The sequence below is a fragment of the Aestuariimicrobium sp. p3-SID1156 genome (genome assembly GCF_025144225.1).
Classification (GTDB): domain Bacteria; phylum Actinomycetota; class Actinomycetes; order Propionibacteriales; family Propionibacteriaceae; genus Aestuariimicrobium.
In genome coordinates this window covers 22,500-38,406 of the sequence record NZ_JALXXB010000007.1, presented here as the reverse complement: position 1 = coordinate 38,406, position 15,907 = coordinate 22,500, and the positions used below count along the sequence as shown (strand labels likewise).

14 protein-coding genes are annotated in these 15,907 nt (G+C 66.6%); 12 read left to right on the top strand and 2 right to left on the bottom strand.

Translation table 11 applies throughout. From position 1 onward, the window contains the following. Positions 1-3: 3 nt before the first annotated feature. From ispG to M3G03_RS09015, 9 genes are all read left to right on the top strand, one after another. On the top strand, positions 4-1,143 hold the full coding sequence (gene ispG, locus M3G03_RS09055) for a flavodoxin-dependent (E)-4-hydroxy-3-methylbut-2-enyl-diphosphate synthase (protein WP_259809376.1): 1,140 nt from the start codon (positions 4-6) through the stop codon (positions 1,141-1,143). Then, positions 1,143-1,979, top strand: a complete 837-nt coding sequence (locus M3G03_RS09050) for a GNAT family N-acetyltransferase (RefSeq protein ID WP_259809375.1) — start codon at positions 1,143-1,145, stop codon at positions 1,977-1,979. The genes ispG and M3G03_RS09050 overlap by 1 nt, the downstream gene beginning before the upstream one ends. A 319-nt stretch (positions 1,980-2,298) precedes the next feature. Then, entirely contained in the window at positions 2,299-5,247 is a 2,949-nt protein-coding gene (locus M3G03_RS09045; protein ID WP_259809374.1) for a glycoside hydrolase family 2 TIM barrel-domain containing protein, read from the top strand. Beyond that, on the top strand, positions 5,240-6,289 hold the full coding sequence (locus M3G03_RS09040) for a LacI family DNA-binding transcriptional regulator (RefSeq protein WP_259809373.1): 1,050 nt from the start codon (positions 5,240-5,242) through the stop codon (positions 6,287-6,289). Before M3G03_RS09045 ends, M3G03_RS09040 begins: the two co-directional genes overlap by 8 nt. A gap of 55 nt (positions 6,290-6,344) precedes the next feature. Further along, positions 6,345-7,622 carry an ABC transporter substrate-binding protein gene (locus M3G03_RS09035; protein ID WP_259809372.1) on the top strand — a complete coding sequence of 426 codons (1,278 nt, stop codon included), beginning with the start codon at positions 6,345-6,347 and terminating at the stop codon, positions 7,620-7,622. Between the two features lies 1 nt (position 7,623). Next, the gene (locus M3G03_RS09030; protein ID WP_259809371.1) at positions 7,624-8,535 is read left to right on the top strand and encodes a carbohydrate ABC transporter permease; all 912 of its coding nucleotides are present in this window, start codon (positions 7,624-7,626) and stop codon (positions 8,533-8,535) included. Then, positions 8,535-9,422 carry a carbohydrate ABC transporter permease gene (locus tag M3G03_RS09025; RefSeq protein ID WP_259809370.1) on the top strand — a complete coding sequence of 296 codons (888 nt, stop codon included), beginning with the start codon at positions 8,535-8,537 and terminating at the stop codon, positions 9,420-9,422. The genes M3G03_RS09030 and M3G03_RS09025 overlap by 1 nt, the downstream gene beginning before the upstream one ends. Before the next feature lie 200 nt (positions 9,423-9,622). After that, positions 9,623-11,410 carry a proline--tRNA ligase gene (locus tag M3G03_RS09020; protein ID WP_259809369.1) on the top strand — a complete coding sequence of 596 codons (1,788 nt, stop codon included), beginning with the start codon at positions 9,623-9,625 and terminating at the stop codon, positions 11,408-11,410. Beyond that, positions 11,410-12,186 (top strand): TSUP family transporter, encoded by a 777-nt coding sequence (locus tag M3G03_RS09015; protein WP_259809368.1) that lies wholly within the window; start codon positions 11,410-11,412, stop codon positions 12,184-12,186. Before M3G03_RS09020 ends, M3G03_RS09015 begins: the two co-directional genes overlap by 1 nt. A 3-nt stretch (positions 12,187-12,189) precedes the next feature. Here the strand turns inward: M3G03_RS09015 and M3G03_RS09010 are convergent, their stop codons facing one another. After that, entirely contained in the window at positions 12,190-13,152 is a 963-nt protein-coding gene (locus tag M3G03_RS09010; RefSeq protein WP_259809367.1) for a hypothetical protein, read from the bottom strand. 141 nt (positions 13,153-13,293) lie between these two features. Here M3G03_RS09010 and rimP point away from each other — a divergent pair, with 141 nt between their 5' ends. Both rimP and nusA read left to right on the top strand, forming a co-directional pair. Continuing rightward, entirely contained in the window at positions 13,294-13,890 is a 597-nt protein-coding gene (gene rimP / locus M3G03_RS09005) for a ribosome maturation factor RimP (protein ID WP_259809366.1), read from the top strand. Then, the gene (nusA, locus tag M3G03_RS09000; protein WP_259809365.1) at positions 13,890-14,882 is read left to right on the top strand and encodes a transcription termination factor NusA; all 993 of its coding nucleotides are present in this window, start codon (positions 13,890-13,892) and stop codon (positions 14,880-14,882) included. The genes rimP and nusA overlap by 1 nt, the downstream gene beginning before the upstream one ends. Positions 14,883-14,885: 3 nt before the next feature. On the opposite strand, the gene M3G03_RS08995 is transcribed toward nusA, so the two are convergent. After that, positions 14,886-15,347: a hypothetical protein gene (locus tag M3G03_RS08995; protein WP_259809447.1), complete on the bottom strand. Its 462-nt coding sequence runs from the start codon at positions 15,345-15,347 to the stop codon at positions 14,886-14,888. A 148-nt stretch (positions 15,348-15,495) separates the two neighbouring features. On the opposite strand from M3G03_RS08995, the gene M3G03_RS08990 reads away from it, so the two are divergent. Continuing rightward, positions 15,496-15,756, top strand: coding sequence for a YlxR family protein (locus M3G03_RS08990; RefSeq protein ID WP_259809364.1), 261 nt, complete (start codon positions 15,496-15,498; stop codon positions 15,754-15,756). The last annotated feature ends 151 nt before the right edge of the window (positions 15,757-15,907 follow it).

Sequence of the window (15,907 nt, the reverse complement as noted above, 5' to 3'; positions counted from 1 at the left end):
CGCATGATCGATCTCGGCATGCCCGCGCGTCCCACACCCGTCCTGGCTCCCCGACGCAAGACCCGTCAGATCAAGGTGGGCAAGGTGATGGTCGGCGGCGACGCCCCCATCTCGGTCCAGTCGATGACAACCACCAAGACCACCGACATCAACGCGACGCTGCAGCAGATCGCCGAGCTCACCGCGTCGGGTTGCGACATCGTGCGTGTCGCCGTGCCCAGCCAGGATGATGCCGATGCGTTGCCCATCATCGCCAAGAAGTCCCAGATCCCGGTCATCGCCGACATCCACTTCCAGCCGCGCTATGTCTTCGCGGCCATTGAGGCCGGGTGCGCGGCGGTCCGCGTGAACCCGGGCAACATCAAGCAGTTCGACGACAAGGTCGCCGACATCGCCAAGGCCGCTACCGATGCTGGGGTGTCGATCCGCATCGGCGTCAACGCCGGCTCCCTCGACAAGCGCCTGCTCAGCAAGTATGGCGCTCCGACCCCGGCTGCCCTGGTCGAATCCGCGCTCTGGGAGGCCTCCCTCTTCGAGGAGGTCGGCTTTCACGACTTCAAGATCTCGGTGAAGCACCACGACCCGGTCGTCATGGTGCAGGCCTACCGCGAACTCTCCGAGAAGTGCGACTACCCGCTCCATCTGGGCGTGACCGAGGCTGGACCCGCCTTCCAGGGCACCATCAAGTCCGCCGCCGCCTTCGGTGCGCTGCTGGCCGAGGGCATCGGCGACACCATCCGCGTGTCCCTGTCCGCCCCGCCGGTGGAGGAGGTCAAGGTCGGCATCAAGATCCTGGAGTCGCTCAACCTGCGCCCCCGCCACCTGGAGATCGTCTCCTGCCCTTCCTGCGGACGTGCCCAGGTCGACGTGTACACCCTCGCCGAGCAGGTCACCAAGGGGTTGGAGGGCATGACCGTTCCCCTCCGCGTCGCCGTGATGGGCTGCGTCGTCAACGGGCCGGGAGAGGCCCGCGAGGCAGACCTCGGTGTGGCGTCCGGCAATGGCAAGGGCCAGATCTTCGTCAAGGGCGAGGTCATCAAGACGGTTCCCGAAAGCGAAATCGTCGAGACCCTGATCGCCGAGGCCAACCGGATCGCTGCCGAGATGGGTGAAGTCGGCAGCCCGGAAGTCTCGGTCAGCTAGTGGCCGTCCGGGTCCGGGTGCTGGGACGCACCGACCTGGGGCAGGCGATGGACCTGCTGACGGCCCATCCGGTTGACAACCTGTTCGTGCTCTCCCGTGTGGCCTCCCAGGGGATCGATCGACTTCGCTTGGGCTGTGACGTCTACGGCGCCGAGCGTGACGGGGAGCTGTACGCGCTCTGCCATGCCGGAAGCAATGTCGTCCCCATCGACGCTGACCGTGTGGCCATTGAGCAATTCGCCAAGAAGCTCGGTGGTAGGCGGGTGTCGAGTTCGATCATGGGACGCGCCGACCAGGTGCGCCCCCTGTGGGAGACGCTCTCGCGACAATTCGGGACCGAGTGGTCGAAGGTTCGGGACCTGCGTCCGCGCCAGCCCTTGATGGTCATCGACCATGAACCCCTGACCGAGTCCGACCCTCGTGTCGAACAGGTCACGATGGCTGATTTCGACGCCTACTTCGACGCGGCGGTGGCGATGTACACCGAGGAGGTGGGCATCTCCCCGCTGGGCGCCGGCGGTTCCTACCGTGGCTATGTCCGTAGCCTGATCAAGCAGGGTAGGGCCTGGGGGATCATCGAGAACGGCAAGGTGTTGTTCAAGTCCGACGTCGGTTCGGCGTTCGGGCCCTACTGTCAGATCCAGGGCGTCTGGCTGGCCCCGGAACTTCGTGGCAAGGGGGTCTCGATCCCCGCGATGTCAGCGGTGGTGAGGGCAGTCGCCGAGCACCACCCGGTGCAGTCGCTGTACGTCAACGACTTCAACACCCGGGCGCGACGGCTGTACCAGACCGTTGGCTTCCGCACCGTCGGGGAGTTCGCCACCGTCCTGTACTGAGCCTCCTCCACTTCTGGCTCGGTCCCCACCCCAAGCCCCTCGAGGTGCGCCGCCCACCCGGCCCTCTCAGGTGCGCACACTTCCCACACCTGCCCCTCGCTATTTCCGCCGGGGAACACCTCGGCCGAGCCAACGCGAGGCGACGGGGCAGATCACGATTATGCAAACCCCCTTCCCTTGTGGCGGAGGCTCGTGTTACCGTGGGATCGCTCCCACAGAATGAGGTGGGGTGCCACGAGATCAGGCAGTGCAGCCTGGGGGACAAGGAGTGTTGGCGGCCATGGAGCTTGTGCGCGATCACATAGGGATGCTCGAGCGTGTGTCATTTGACGACCATGAACCACCTCGCAGCTGGCGGGCGCAGGACCCCCTTCGCACTGACCTGTCGGGGGAGTGGGCCTTCCACATCAGCGCGCAGCCGACGATGGCCCCTGGTGGGGCGTCGGACCCGGCCTTCGACGACAGCCAGTGGGATCGGATCCCGGTGCCGTCGCACTGGGTCCTCGTCGGTGAGAAGTTCGGACGTCCGATCTACACCAACGTCCAGTACCCCATCCCGCTCGATCCTCCGCACGTCCCCGACGACAACCCCACTGGCGACTACCGCCGCTGGTTCGAGGTGCCTGAGTATGGCGAGGGCGACCGCGTCCTGCTGCGCTGCGATGGCATCGAGTCCTTTGCGTCGATCTCGGTGAACGGGAAGCACGCGGGCACGTTCGTAGGGTCTCGCCTGCCGATGGAGTTCGACATCACCGATCTCCTCGTCGAGGGCACGAACCTGCTGCACCTACGCGTCCACCAATGGTCCGCGCAGACCTACGTCGAGGACCAGGACCAGTGGTGGCTGCCCGGCATCTTCCGGGAAGTCAGTCTGGTCGTGCGCCCTGAAGCCGGCATCACTGACTACTGGCTGCGCGCCGATTACGACCCCGCCACGGGCGAGGGGGCGATCATCCCCGAGTTGGACGCCAGCGAGTCAGCCTTCCCCATCTCCCTGCGCGTGCCGGAACTGGGTGTCGTCCACACCTGGCAGGCACCCGCCGACGTGGCACCGATCAGCGTGGGTGAGGTGACACCCTGGTCTGCGGATCGACCCCGGCTGTACGGCGCCACGCTGACCAACGCCATCGACGAGATCCCGCTGAGACTGGGCTTCCGCCGCGTCGAGGTCCGGGGCCGCCACTGGTTGGTGAATGGACAGAAGCTTCGTCTGCGTGGGGTGAATCGCCACGAGTTCCACCCGGACAAGGGTCGCGTCTTCGACCCCGAGGATGCCCGCGCTGGACTGCTGCTCATGAAGCAGCACAACATCAATGCGGTCCGGACCAGCCACTATCCGCCGCACCCGGCGCTGCTGGACCTGTGCGATGAGCTGGGGTTGTGGGTGATCGATGAGTGTGACATTGAGACCCACGGCTTCGTCGGGGTCCCCGGCCTGACCAACCCGTCCGATGACCCCGCATGGCGGGAGAACTACCTGGATCGTGCTCGCCGCATGGTGGAGCGGGACAAGAACCACCCCTGCATCATCAGTTGGTCCTTGGGCAATGAGTCCGCGACGGGCTCCAACCTTGCGGCGATGGCCGCCTGGATCAAGGGGCGCGACCCTGAGCGTCCGGTGCACTATGAGGGCGACCACGAGGGTTCTTACACCGACATGGTTAGCCAGATGTACACCCCGCTGCGCGCCATGATCGACCTCAGCGAGGGTCGTGGCCATGCGATGACCGACCGGCCCGCCCAAGCCCAACGCCTCATGGAACGGCCGATGATCCTGTGTGAGTACGAGCACGCCATGGGCAACGGCCCGGGTGCCCTGGCCGAGTACGAGGAGCTGTTCGAGACCCTGGACCAGTGGCACGGCGGTTTCATCTGGGAATGGCGCGACCATGGCCTGCGCACCCGTACCGCCGAGGGTACCGAGTTCTTCGGCTATGGCGGTGACTTCGGGGAGGTGGTCCACGACGGCAGCTTCATCTGCGATGGGCTCGTTCTGGCTGACGGGACACCGAGCCCAGCGCTGGCCGACCTCGCGGCAGTCTTCAGCCCCGTCGTCATGACAGTGGAGGCAAACAGGCTTCACGTCCACAACCGTCACCACGCGCTGGGGCTGGATCACCTGCAGTTCAGGTGGACGCGCGAGATCGGCGGTCAGTGTGCTGCCGAGGGCATCCTGGACGTGGCCGTCCCTGCCAATGAGCGGGGGGTTCTCGAACTGCCCGCCGAGGCGTTGGACGCGTCGGGGTCCGAGGTGCACCTCACGGTCACTGCTGCGCTGCGGGCCGACACACCCTGGGCTGAGGCCGGCCATGTGGTCGCCCGCACCCAGATCCGCCTCGACACTCCCGCAGCCGCCTCCCCGCTGCCGCGTCCCTCGCAGGGGCCTGCCCACGGTGCTGGCCTCGTGCAGGTGGGCCCCGCTGCCCTCCGCGCAGTGGACGGCAGGCTGGAGCGCCTGGGCAGCATCGCCGTGACAGCCTCCCATGTGGAATTGTGGCGGGCGCCCACCGAGAACGACCGCATCGGTGGAACCTTCTCCTACGAGTCGGCAGACCCCGAGCTGACCGGCGGTTACGGTGTCGACGCCCCTCCCACGGCATCCCGCTGGCGCGGAGCCGGGCTGGACCGGCTCAGCTCACGCACCATCTCGGTCAGTGACCACGACGGACGCTTCGAGGTCATCCAGCGCCTGCTGCCCGCGCAGGGCACAGCGGGTGCGGAAGCAGCCTTCCGCTGGCAGTCCGAGGGCGAAGCGGTGCTGGCCACACTGGAGATCACCCCGATCGGCGCCCTGGCCCAGAGCAGCTGGCCGCGCATCGGCTGGCACCTGGCGCTCCCGCTGGGCTATGAGTCCGTGGAGTGGTTCGGTTCCGGCCCGAATGAGGCCTACGCCGATACTGGAGATGGCAACTGGATCGGCCGCTTCCGCTTGCCGATTGACGCGATGACCACCCGGTACGCGGTGCCGCAGGAGACAGGCCACCGCCCTGGCCTTCGCTGGGCGGAGATCAGTGGGCCGAACCTGCCCACCTTGCGCATCGAGACGGTGGGTTCACACCTGCCCGGGATCACCGTGGCCAGGCACGATGCCCACACAGTGACCGCGGCAGCGCATCCGCACGAGCTCCCCACCCCCACAGCCACCCACGTGTACCTGGACGCCGCCCAGCACGGCATCGGCAGCAGGGCCTGCGGCCCCGACGTGTTGCCGAAGTACCAGCTGTGGCCGGGCTCGACGAGCTTCACCGTCAGGCTCAGCCATGACTAGTGGACGGACCACCATTGAAGACGTCGCCCGGGCAGCCGGGGTGTCGCGAGGCACGGTCTCCCGCGTCCTCAACAGCAGCCCGAAGGTGAGTCCCACCGCCCGCGAGGCTGTCGAGCGAGCCATCAAGCAGACCCACTACCGGGCCAATCCGCACGCCCGATCGCTGGCCTCGGGCAAGGCCAATGCCATCGCCGTGCTGCTCACGCGTCCCAATTGGCAGCTCTTCGAGGACCCGACCTTCAACCTCATGTTGCAGGGCATCTCCGATGGGCTCGCCGGCACGGAGATGAGCCTGGTGCTCCTCATCGCGGGCAACGCGGACGAACGGCGCCGGGCTGCCCGGTTCATCGACCCGCACCATGTCGATGGCGTCATCCATCTCAGCCCCTTGATCGAGGACCCCATGGTCGACGTCATCGCTGGGGCCGACGTCCCGGTCGTCGTGTGTGGACGCCCATCCCTGAGCAAGCGGACCCGGAAGTTGTGGTCAGTCACGGCCACCGACATCGACGGTGCGCGGGAAGCGACCGCCCACCTGCTGTCGCAGGGGGCGGCCCGACCGGTCATGATCGCCGGCCCGGAGAAGGCGCCGGGCAGCGTCGAGCGCATCGAGGGCTTCGAACAGGCCATGGGGGAGCGCTTCGAGCCAGGCCTGGTCGTCCACGGAGACTACGGCCGAGAGTCCGGTGCCCGTGCGATGGCTGAGCTGCTCGACGAGCACCCGAACCTGGATGCCGTCTTCTGTGCATCCGACCGCATGGCCCTGGGCGCGCTGGAGACCCTGCGCGTCCGAGGTCTTCATGTCCCCGATGACGTGATGGTGGTGGGTTTCGACGACCACCACGTCTCCCGGACCAGCACCCCGCCCCTGTCAACGGTTCACCAGCCCATACGACAGATCGGCCGCGCAGCAGTCGACATGCTGCTCACCGCCCTTTCCGATGAGGATCCGGGCAATCGCGTGTTCAACACGCATCTGGTCATTCGCGACAGCAGTCAGCCAGCTGCTGCTCACGGTGGCGAGGCAACTCCGCGCAGCTAGCGCACAACACATCAATGGCAGCGGTCCCAGACCGCATCTCAACGAGGAGCACCACATGTCCACACGTACCATCCCGATGCCGCATTTCGGACGTCGCACGCTCTTGCAGGGCGCTCTGGGCGGCGTGGCCGTCAGCAGTCTGGTCGCCTGCGGTGACGACAAGCCCACCGGGGAATCCGGCGGGACCGTGACGGTCGGTTCGTACCAGTCCGACGACATTCCCAAGAAGGCCTTCGCCGAGATGATGAAGGGCTTCACCAAGGGGAAGGTCGAAATCAACACCATCCAGCACGAAACCTTCAAGGAAGGCATCAACAACTACATTCAGGGCAACCCGGACGACGTCTTCACCTGGTTCGCCGGCTACCGCGCCCGGAACTTCGCCGAGAAGGGCCTGGTCGGTGACATCTCCGATGTCTGGAACGACATCAAGGGCATGCCGGAGTCGATGAAGAACGTCTCCTCCGACGCCAATGGCAAGCAGGTCTTCGTGCCGTCCACCTACTACCCCTGGGGCATCTTCTACCGTCCCAGCGTCTGGAAGGAGAAGGGCTACGAGGTTCCCACCACTCTCGACGCCTGGATGACCCTCAACGAGAAGATGCAGAAGGACGGCATCACCCCCATCGCCTTCGCCGACAAGGACGGCTGGGAGGCCATGGGCACCTTCGACATGCTGAACCTGCGCGTCAACGGTTACGACTTCCACGTCAACCTGATGGCCGGAAAGGAAGCCTGGGACGGCGAGAAGGTCAAGAAGGTCTTCACGACGTGGAAGCAGCTGCTGCCCTTCCACCAGAAGGATCCCCTTGGACGCACCTGGCAGGAGGCAGCCCAGAGCCTGCTGAAGAAGCAGTCCGGCATGTACGTCATGGGCATGTTCATCGACCAGCAGTTCCAGCAGACGGACGCCAAGGGCGACCTGGACTTCTTCTCCTTCCCGGAGTTCGACTCTGCGATCGGCGCCAAGGTCGTCGAAGCCCCGGTGGACGGCTTCATGATGAGGGCCAAGCCGAAGAACGAGATTGGTGCCAAGGACCTGCTGCGATACCTGGCGACTCCCGCCGCCGTCAACATCACCGTGAAGGCCGACCCGTCGGTCATCGCTGCGAACGAGGGCGCGGAACAGGGTGGCTACACCGCACTGCAGAAGAAGGCCGTGACGATGATCTCGGAGGCGGAGAACATTAGCCAGTTCCTCGACCGTGACACTCGGCCCGATTTCGCATCCACCGTCGTTGGCCCCTCCCTGCAGGAGTTTGTGAAGAACCCCTCCTCCATTGACAGCATCTGCTCCAAGATCGAGCAGCAGAAGAAGTCGATCTTCGCCTGACATGAGTACCACAACGAAGAACGTGCGGCGGGGCGAGGCCCGATCGGGCCTGCGAATCCGCCCCCAAGACAAGCTGATCCTGCTGCTGATGGGACTGTTGCCCACTCTGCTCGTTCTGGGCCTGGTGTGGTTCCCTGCTCTGGCCACGGTGGTGCTGTCCTTCACACGGTGGGATGGCATTGGTGACCTGAGCGACATCAAGTTCATCGGTGCGCAGAACTATGTGGACCTGGCAACCATCTACCCGCCTTTCTGGCCGGCGTTGACCCACAACGTCCTCTGGCTGGCAGGACTGTTCCTGGTCTTCACCCCGCTGGGCATGTTCCTGGCGATCCTGCTCGACAAGGAAATCCGCGGCACCTACTTCTACCAGACGGCCTACTACCTGCCCGTCGTGTTGTCGGCAGCGCTGGTCGGCTTCATCTGGCAGCTGATGTACAGCCGCGACCAGGGCTTCCTGAACTGGATGCTCGGCACCAGCATTGACTGGTACGGCGACTCCCAGATCAACCTGTGGGCTGCGATGGTGGCCAATGGCTGGCGTCACACGGGCTACATCATGTTGCTGTACTTGTCGGGCCTCAAGGGGATCGACCCGGGGCTGCGTGAGGCAGCATCGCTGGACGGCGCGGGTCAGGTGCGTACCTATTGGAACGTCATCTTCCCGGTCCTCCGCCCGGTGAACATCATCGTGCTGACAATCACCTTCATCGAGGGCCTGCGCGCCTTCGACCTGGTGTGGGTGATCAACCGTGGTCGCAATGGCCTCGAGCTCATCTCGACCCTGGTCACGGCGAACGTCGTGGGCGAGGCCAGCCGCATCGGCTTCGGCTCCGCACTGGCCACGATCATGCTCCTGATCAGCTCGGTGTTCATCGTCCTGCAACTGCGAGTCACCATGAAGGAGGACTGATGAGCAGCAATACCATTCCTGCGACACGGAAGCCACGCCTCGGGCCTGGACGCCTCATGCTCCATGCCTTCCTGCTCGCCACCAGCCTGATGTTTCTGTTCCCGCTGCTGTGGGCGGTGTTCAACTCCTTCCGCAATTACGGGTACACCCTGGAGCACGGCTACATGTCGTTCGGTGGCTTCACCCTCGACAACTACAAGGCGGCCTGGGAGAGGGGAGGGTTCGAACAGAGCTTCGTGAACTCTGCCATCATCACGATCAGCGCGGTGGTGTTGACCCTGGCACTGTCCTGCTGCATGGCCTTCGTCCTGTCGAGGTACAGCTTCAGGTTCAACCTCTCGTTGCTGGCGATCTTCGTGGCCGCCAACCTGCTGCCCCCGCAGTCGCTGCTGATCCCGATCTACCGCATGTTCCGCATGGTGGAGGTTCCGGAGTGGATCAGCGCCTCTGGAACGTTGTTGAACAGCCACCTGGCCGTCATCATCGTCAACACCGCCTTCCAGACCGGCTTCTGCACCTTCGTGCTCAGCAACTACATGAAAACGCTGCCCCGCGAGATCTATGAGTCGGCGGAGGTGGACGGGGCGTCCATCTGGCGACAGTTCTGGGGTATGACCCTGCCCCTGTGTCGCCCGCCCCTGGCGGCCCTGGCCACCCTGCAGACGGCCTGGATCTACAACGAGTTCTTCTGGGCCACCGTGCTCCTGCAATCGGGGGACAAGTTCCCCGTGACCAGTTCGCTGAACAATCTGAAGGGCCAGTTCTTCACCGACTACAACCTGCTCTCTGCCGGTTCGGTGTTGGCTGCACTACCGGTGTTGGTGGTGTTCTTCGTCCTCCAGCGGCAATTCGTCTCGGGTTTGACCCTGGGAGCCACGAAGGGCTGACGCCGCATCCCCCAGACCCCCGCCCCCGCCCCCGCCCGAGGGACGGGGGCGGGGCTCGTGACATCAGCCTGCGCGCAGGACGTCCACGCCCATTCCTGGGTGAGAAGCGGTATCAAGTGCACTGAGAAGTCGCATGCTGCCTGCGGGAACTCGCGCTAGGCTGACCCGGTCAACTGAGGCTCGATGAAAGGCCAGACCACGTGATCACGCGGATGTCGTCCCTGTTCGTGAGAACCCTGCGCGAGGACCCTGCCGATGCCGAGGTGGCGAGCCACCGCTGGCTCGTGCGTGCCGGCTACATCCGCCGTGCTGCCCCGGGCATCTACACCTGGCTGCCGCTGGGCCTGGCTGTGCTGCACAAGGTCGAGCAGATCGTCCGTGAAGAGATGGACGCCATCGGCGCGCAGGAGGTCAGCTTCCCCGCGCTGCTGCCACGTGAGCCCTACGAGGCCACCAACCGCTGGACCGAGTACGGCGAGCTCGTCTTCCGCCTCAAGGATCGCCGCGGCGCTGACATGCTGCTGGGGCCGACCCATGAGGAGATGTTCACCCTCCTGGTCAAGGACCTCTACAACTCCTACAAGGACCTGCCGGTCAGCCTGTACCAGATCCAGACGAAGTACCGTGACGAGGCACGTCCCCGTGCCGGCCTGCTGCGCGGTCGTGAGTTCATCATGAAGGACTCCTACTCCTTCGACGTCGACGATGCCGGGCTGGAGGCCAGCTACCAGAAGCACCGCGAGGCCTACGTCAAGATCTTCGACCGCCTGGGCTTCGACTACGTCATCGTCAAGGCCGATGCCGGGGCCATGGGCGGGTCGGCCTCCGAGGAGTTCCTGGCGATCGCTGACTCCGGTGAGGACACCTTCGTGCGCTCGCCGGGAGGCTACGCCGCCAATGTCGAGGCCGTCTCGATCACGCCCGCCGAGGCGCAGCCGATCGAGGGCCAGCCGGCCGCCCACGTCGAGGACACCCCCGACACCCCGACCATCGAGTCGCTGGTGGCGCTGAGCAACGAGAAGTACAGACGCGAGGATCGCGCCTGGACCGGCGCCGACACCCTCAAGAACGTCGTGTTCATGCTCGAGAACCCCGACGGCAGCACCGAGGCGCTGGCCATCGGCCTGCCCGGCGACCGCGAGGTCGACCCCAAGCGCCTGGAGGCTGCCGTCTCCCCGGCAGAGCCGCGCCCCTTCACCGACGAGGACTTCGCCGCGAACCCCGCGCTGGTCAAGGGCTACATCGGCCCGGTCACCATGGACGCCCCCGAGGGCGCCGTCCAGGTGCTCGGTGCCGAGGCCACCAGCACGGTGCGCTACCTCGTCGACCCCCGCGTCGCCGAGGGCACCCGCTGGATCACCGGTTCCAACATCCACGGCCGCCACGTCTACGACCTGGTCATGGGCCGCGACTTCACCGCCGATGGCACCATCGACGTCGCCGAGATCCGCGAGGGCGACCCCGCCCCCGATGGTTCCGGGCCGATGACCCTGGCCCGTGGCATCGAGATGGGCCACATCTTCCAGCTCGGCCGCAAGTACGCCGAGGCCCTGGGGCTGAAGGTGCTCGACCAGAACGGCAAGCTCGTCACCGTCACCATGGGCTCCTACGGCGTCGGCGTCTCCCGGGCGGTCGCGGCGGTCGCCGAGGGCACCAGCGACGAGAAGGGCCTGTGCTGGCCGCGTGAACTCGCCCCCTTCGACGTCATGGTTCTCGCCACCGGCAAGGGCGAGCAGGTCCTCGAGGCAGCTGAAAAGCTGGCCGACGACCTCGACGCCCGGGGCGTCAAGGTGCTCCTCGATGACCGCAAGGCCTCGCCGGGGGTGAAGTTCGCCGACGCCGAACTCCTCGGCGTCCCCACCAGCGTGGTCGTCGGCCGCGGCCTGGCCGAGGGCACCGTGGAGGTCAAGGACCGTCGCTCCGGGCAGGCACGTCCGGTGGCGCTGGCTGAGGCCGTGGCCGAGGTGCTCGCCGAGATCGGACGCTGATGGACCTGGGCTGGCACCTGGTCGCCTTCCTCGTGACGGCGGCTCTCGTGGCCGGCTGGGTGGACGCCGTGGTCGGCGGCGGGGGGCTGATCCAGCTGCCCTCGCTGCTGATCGGGCTGCCAGCCGACACCCCGGTGGCCACGGTCAGCGGCACCAACAAGATCTCCTCCGCGGCGGGAACCCTGGTTGCCACCGGCACCTACCTGCGCAAGGTCAAGGTGCAGTGGCTCTACGCCCTGCCGCTGATGCTGGCGGCCTACGTCGGCTCCTCCATCGGGGCGCGGCTGGTCACCCTGATGCCACGGGAATGGTTCACCCCCATCGTCCTGGTCGCCCTGATCGGCGTCGGCTGGTACACGGTCAGACGGCCGCAGATGGGGCTGAACCACGAGGTGCGCCGCTCGGGCTGGCCGCTGGCGCTGATGATGACCGCAATCGGTCTGGTCATCGGCATCTACGACGGCTTCCTCGGGCCAGGGACCGGCAGCTTCTTCGTCATCGCACTCGTCGCGATTCTGGGCTATGGCTTCCTGCAGGCTTCCGCGATGGCCAAGCTGGCCAACCTGACCACCAACGTCGCAGCGATCGTGGTGCTGCACGATGTCATCAACTGGAAGATTGGCCTGGCCATGGCGACAGCCAACCTCACCGGGGGTTTCGTCGGGGCGGCGATGGCGGTGCGGTGGGGCAATGCCTTCGTACGGCGGGTGTTCCTCGTCGTGGTGGTCGTGCTCGGCCTGCGCCTGGCCTGGGACACCGTGAGGATGGTCCTCTGAAATTCAGACCCAGCCCGGGAAGTAACTTGTTCCGACGCCGCCCGCCAACGCCCCACGACCCCAGCTGAGCATCTGGACCAGCGCCTGCCGTCTGCGGGGCTGGGGGCTGGTCGCGACCACGGGCCCCCAGGCCTCCATCACCTGGCGCTCGATCAGGAACCTGGTCCGCTCCTCCTCGCCCGGACCGGGCCAGGAGTAACCGGGCAGGGGAGCCACCGGCGTCCCCCCGAGGCTGCGGATCACCTTCTGCTCGGCCCTGATGGCGGCGCGGACTTCGCGCAGGCGGGCGTTCAGCAGCGCCTCCTCGACCTTGTTCGCGTCGCCGAGGTCAAGCTCGAGCCACTGGGCCAGCGAGTGCAGGTAGCCGAGCACGACATTGCGTGCCTCGACCTCGGTGCCGAACTCCACCGTCCGTGGCAGGTCGGTCGGCGCGGGCGCCGGTCCGGGTTTCGCGTTCAGTCGCGTCGCGACCGACAGGGACGCCCACAGCATCGCCTCGGAGGGGTCCTTCGCGGACAGGGCAGTGTCCTGGTGTGTGTCCGCGAGCGCGGTGGCGGCTGTGGTGAACCCTGCCTCGGTGATGCTCCCGCCCGCAGTAGGGCTGGCTGAGGGGTCGAGAGTGGCCCAGACCTCGGGGGAGGGCAGGCCGGCCAGCGGCTCCTTGGCCGAGAGCAGCTGCACGTGGGCATCGAGCATCGACCGGACCTGGTCGGCCCACGCCGTCTGCCCGGCGGTGGGCCAGCCCTGCAGACGAGAGCGCAGGTCCGCGGCACCCGCTGCGCCGCTCAAAAAGCTCGGGCGTGGGGCCGCCTGGGCACCCGGTGGGGCCGACCGGGTGCCGTGCACCACCGGGTCGGTGAGGCGGCTGCACCCGCCCAGCCCCAGGGCGCCCGTGAGGGCGGCGGCGAACCCGCCAACCACGAGCTCGCGGCGTCCCAGATGTGGGTCGCGGGGGGCAGCAGGCATGGGGCACAGACTAGTGGTCCCGGCTAGGATGGTCGCTCCGTACGTGACATGTCCCAGGAACGGACGGTCTCGTGCCCGACGACGTCGCATCTGACAACGTCACATCTGACAACTTCACAACAAGCGAATGAAGGGACCGACATGAACGAGGCAGCCCTCAAGGAACTGCTGGGCCCCCTCCTGGAGGGGATGGGGCTTGAACTGGACAGCCTGACCGTCGTGCCCGCCGGACGCCGCAGCGTCCTGCGCATCACCGTCGACGGCGAGGGCCCCAGGGGACGTGGTCCCCTGCTGGACCAGATCGCCGATGCCACCCGTGCCATCTCCGACGCCCTGGACGAGTCCAGCGCGGTCGGGGACAACCCCTACACCCTCGAGGTGTCCAGCCGTGGCACGAGCACCCCGCTGACCGAGCCCAAGCACTTCCGACGCAATCGCGGCCGCCTGGTGAAGCTGACGCTGACCGATGGACGCACCATCACCGGGCGGATCAAGGACTCGGTCGAGGACAACGTCACCGTCGAGTTCACCCCCGAGCCGACCAAGACCAACAAGAAGCCCCAGCCCGAGACTGTCGAGGTCGCCCTGGGCGAGATGCGCAAGGCTGTGATCCAGGTCGAGCTGAACCGTCCCTTCGACCCCGAGCTGGACGCCGAGGGCGACGACGCTGCGGCTGGCGACGATGATTCCGTCGAGGACCTCGACGAGGACGACCTTGACGACGAGGAGGAGAACTGATGGACATCGACCTGACCGCGCTGCGCGCGATCGAGCGCGACAAGGGCGTTTCTCTGGACTACCTGATCAAGGCCCTCGAGGACGCCATGCTCAACGCCTACGACAAGACCGAGGCCCCCGTGCCCGGTGCCCGTGTGGAGGTGAACCGCAAGTCCGGCCGGGTCCAGGTGCTCGTGCCCGAGCTGGATGAGGACGGCAACCGGGTCGGTGAGTACGACGACACCCCCGCCGACTTCGGACGCGTCGCCGCCTCTACCGCCCGCCAGGTGATCTTCCAGCGACTGCGTGAGGCCGAGGACGAGCAGAAGTACGGCAAGTTCCAGGCATCTGAGGGCGACATCCTCTTCGGCACCGTCCAGCAGGATCGCGACTCCCGCGTGGTGCGGGTGGACCTGGGCGAGATCGAGGCGATCATGCCTCCGGCTGAGCAGGCCCCCGGCGAGCAGTACACCCACGGCAAGAAGCTGCGCGTCTATGTCGTGGCGGTGCGCAAGGAGCTCAAGGGCCCGCAGGTGATCGTTTCGCGCACCCACCCGAACCTGGTCCGCAAGCTGTTCGCGATGGAGGTGCCAGAGATCGAGCAGGGGGTTGTCGAGATCAAGGAGGTCGCCCGCGAGGCCGGCCACCGCTCCAAGATCGCGGTCATCAGCCACCGGCCCGAGGTCTCGGCCAAGGGTGCCTGCATCGGCCCGATGGGTCAGCGCGTGCGTGCGGTGATGCACGAGCTGAACGAGGAGAAGATCGACATCATCGACTGGTCGGAGGACCCGGCCGAGTTCGTCGCCCAGGCACTGTCCCCGGCCAAGGTCTCCTCGGTCACCGTCGTGGACGCCGCAGCACGCGCTGCCCGCGTCATCGTGCCCGATTACCAGCTCTCGCTGGCAATCGGGCGCGAGGGCCAGAACGCCCGCCTGGCCGCCCGCCTCACCGGCTGGCGAATCGACATCCGCCCCGACACCGAGGCGCCGAACCGGGGGGACACAGGGGCCTGATCGTCAGCGACCACCTCCGAGGACGCCGGCCTTGATCGCCTTGAGGACGGCGTCCGCCTCGGCCTGAGTGAGGGTGCCGTCCTTGACGGCCTGGTCGAGGCGCGACTTCGCCTCAGTGGTCCGCTGGGCCTCGTGAACCTCCTGGATCGCCTTCTGCACCGTGGTGGCATCAAGGCCCAGCCTGCTGGCCAGGGCTTCAGCCTCGGGGCCCTTCCCGGCGCCCCCCTTGCCACCGCCGTTCAGGCGATGACGGCCCGTGCCGCGGCCGTCGCCGTTGCCGTTTTGCTGGGTGGTGGTCGTGGAGGTGCCGGTACTGGTGGCCGCCGGGGTACTGGTGGCCGCCGGGGTGGAGGTGGCCGTCGAGCTGGGGGAGGGGCTGTCGGCGAAGGCTTGGCTGGTCAGCGTGCCGCCGATGCCGAGAGCCGCCAGGGTCGCTGCGCTCACGAACACTGCGCTGGTCTTCATGGTGTTCCTTTCGCTACTCACGGGGTGGTGATGGTGTGGGTGGGTAGTGGTCCAGCCCATCCGGCTGGCCATGCCCCATTTCCCCATCCGGATCTGGCAGGACCCTGCGACCACCCTGTGAAGGGGCTGTGAACCTAGACTTGTCGCCATGGTCACCCCTCGTCGCACCTGTGTCGGCTGTCGGCAGGAGGCTGAGCAGGCCGAGCTTCGCCGATTCGTGCTTCGCCAGGGCAGGGTCGTCGCCGATCCTGATCGTTCCGAGCCCGGCAGGGGTGCCTGGCTGCATCCCGATCCGGCCTGCCTGGAACTCGCCCGCAAGCGGGGCGGGTTCGCACGAAGCTTCCGCGGGGCCGCCAATCCGGACGCCCTGGAGGCCACCGGTTGGCCCGAGGGCGGCGCGGGGCGCTAAACTGGTCGATGCGCGTGCCGCACAGTGACCGCGCACTCACCCCAGCACCACGCCTTGTGGTGTGAACCAGAAAGTGGGCTAACGCTCATGACCACTCGATGAGTACCTGCAAATGAGCATCAACAACGTCTAACTGGTTCGGTCTTTCTCG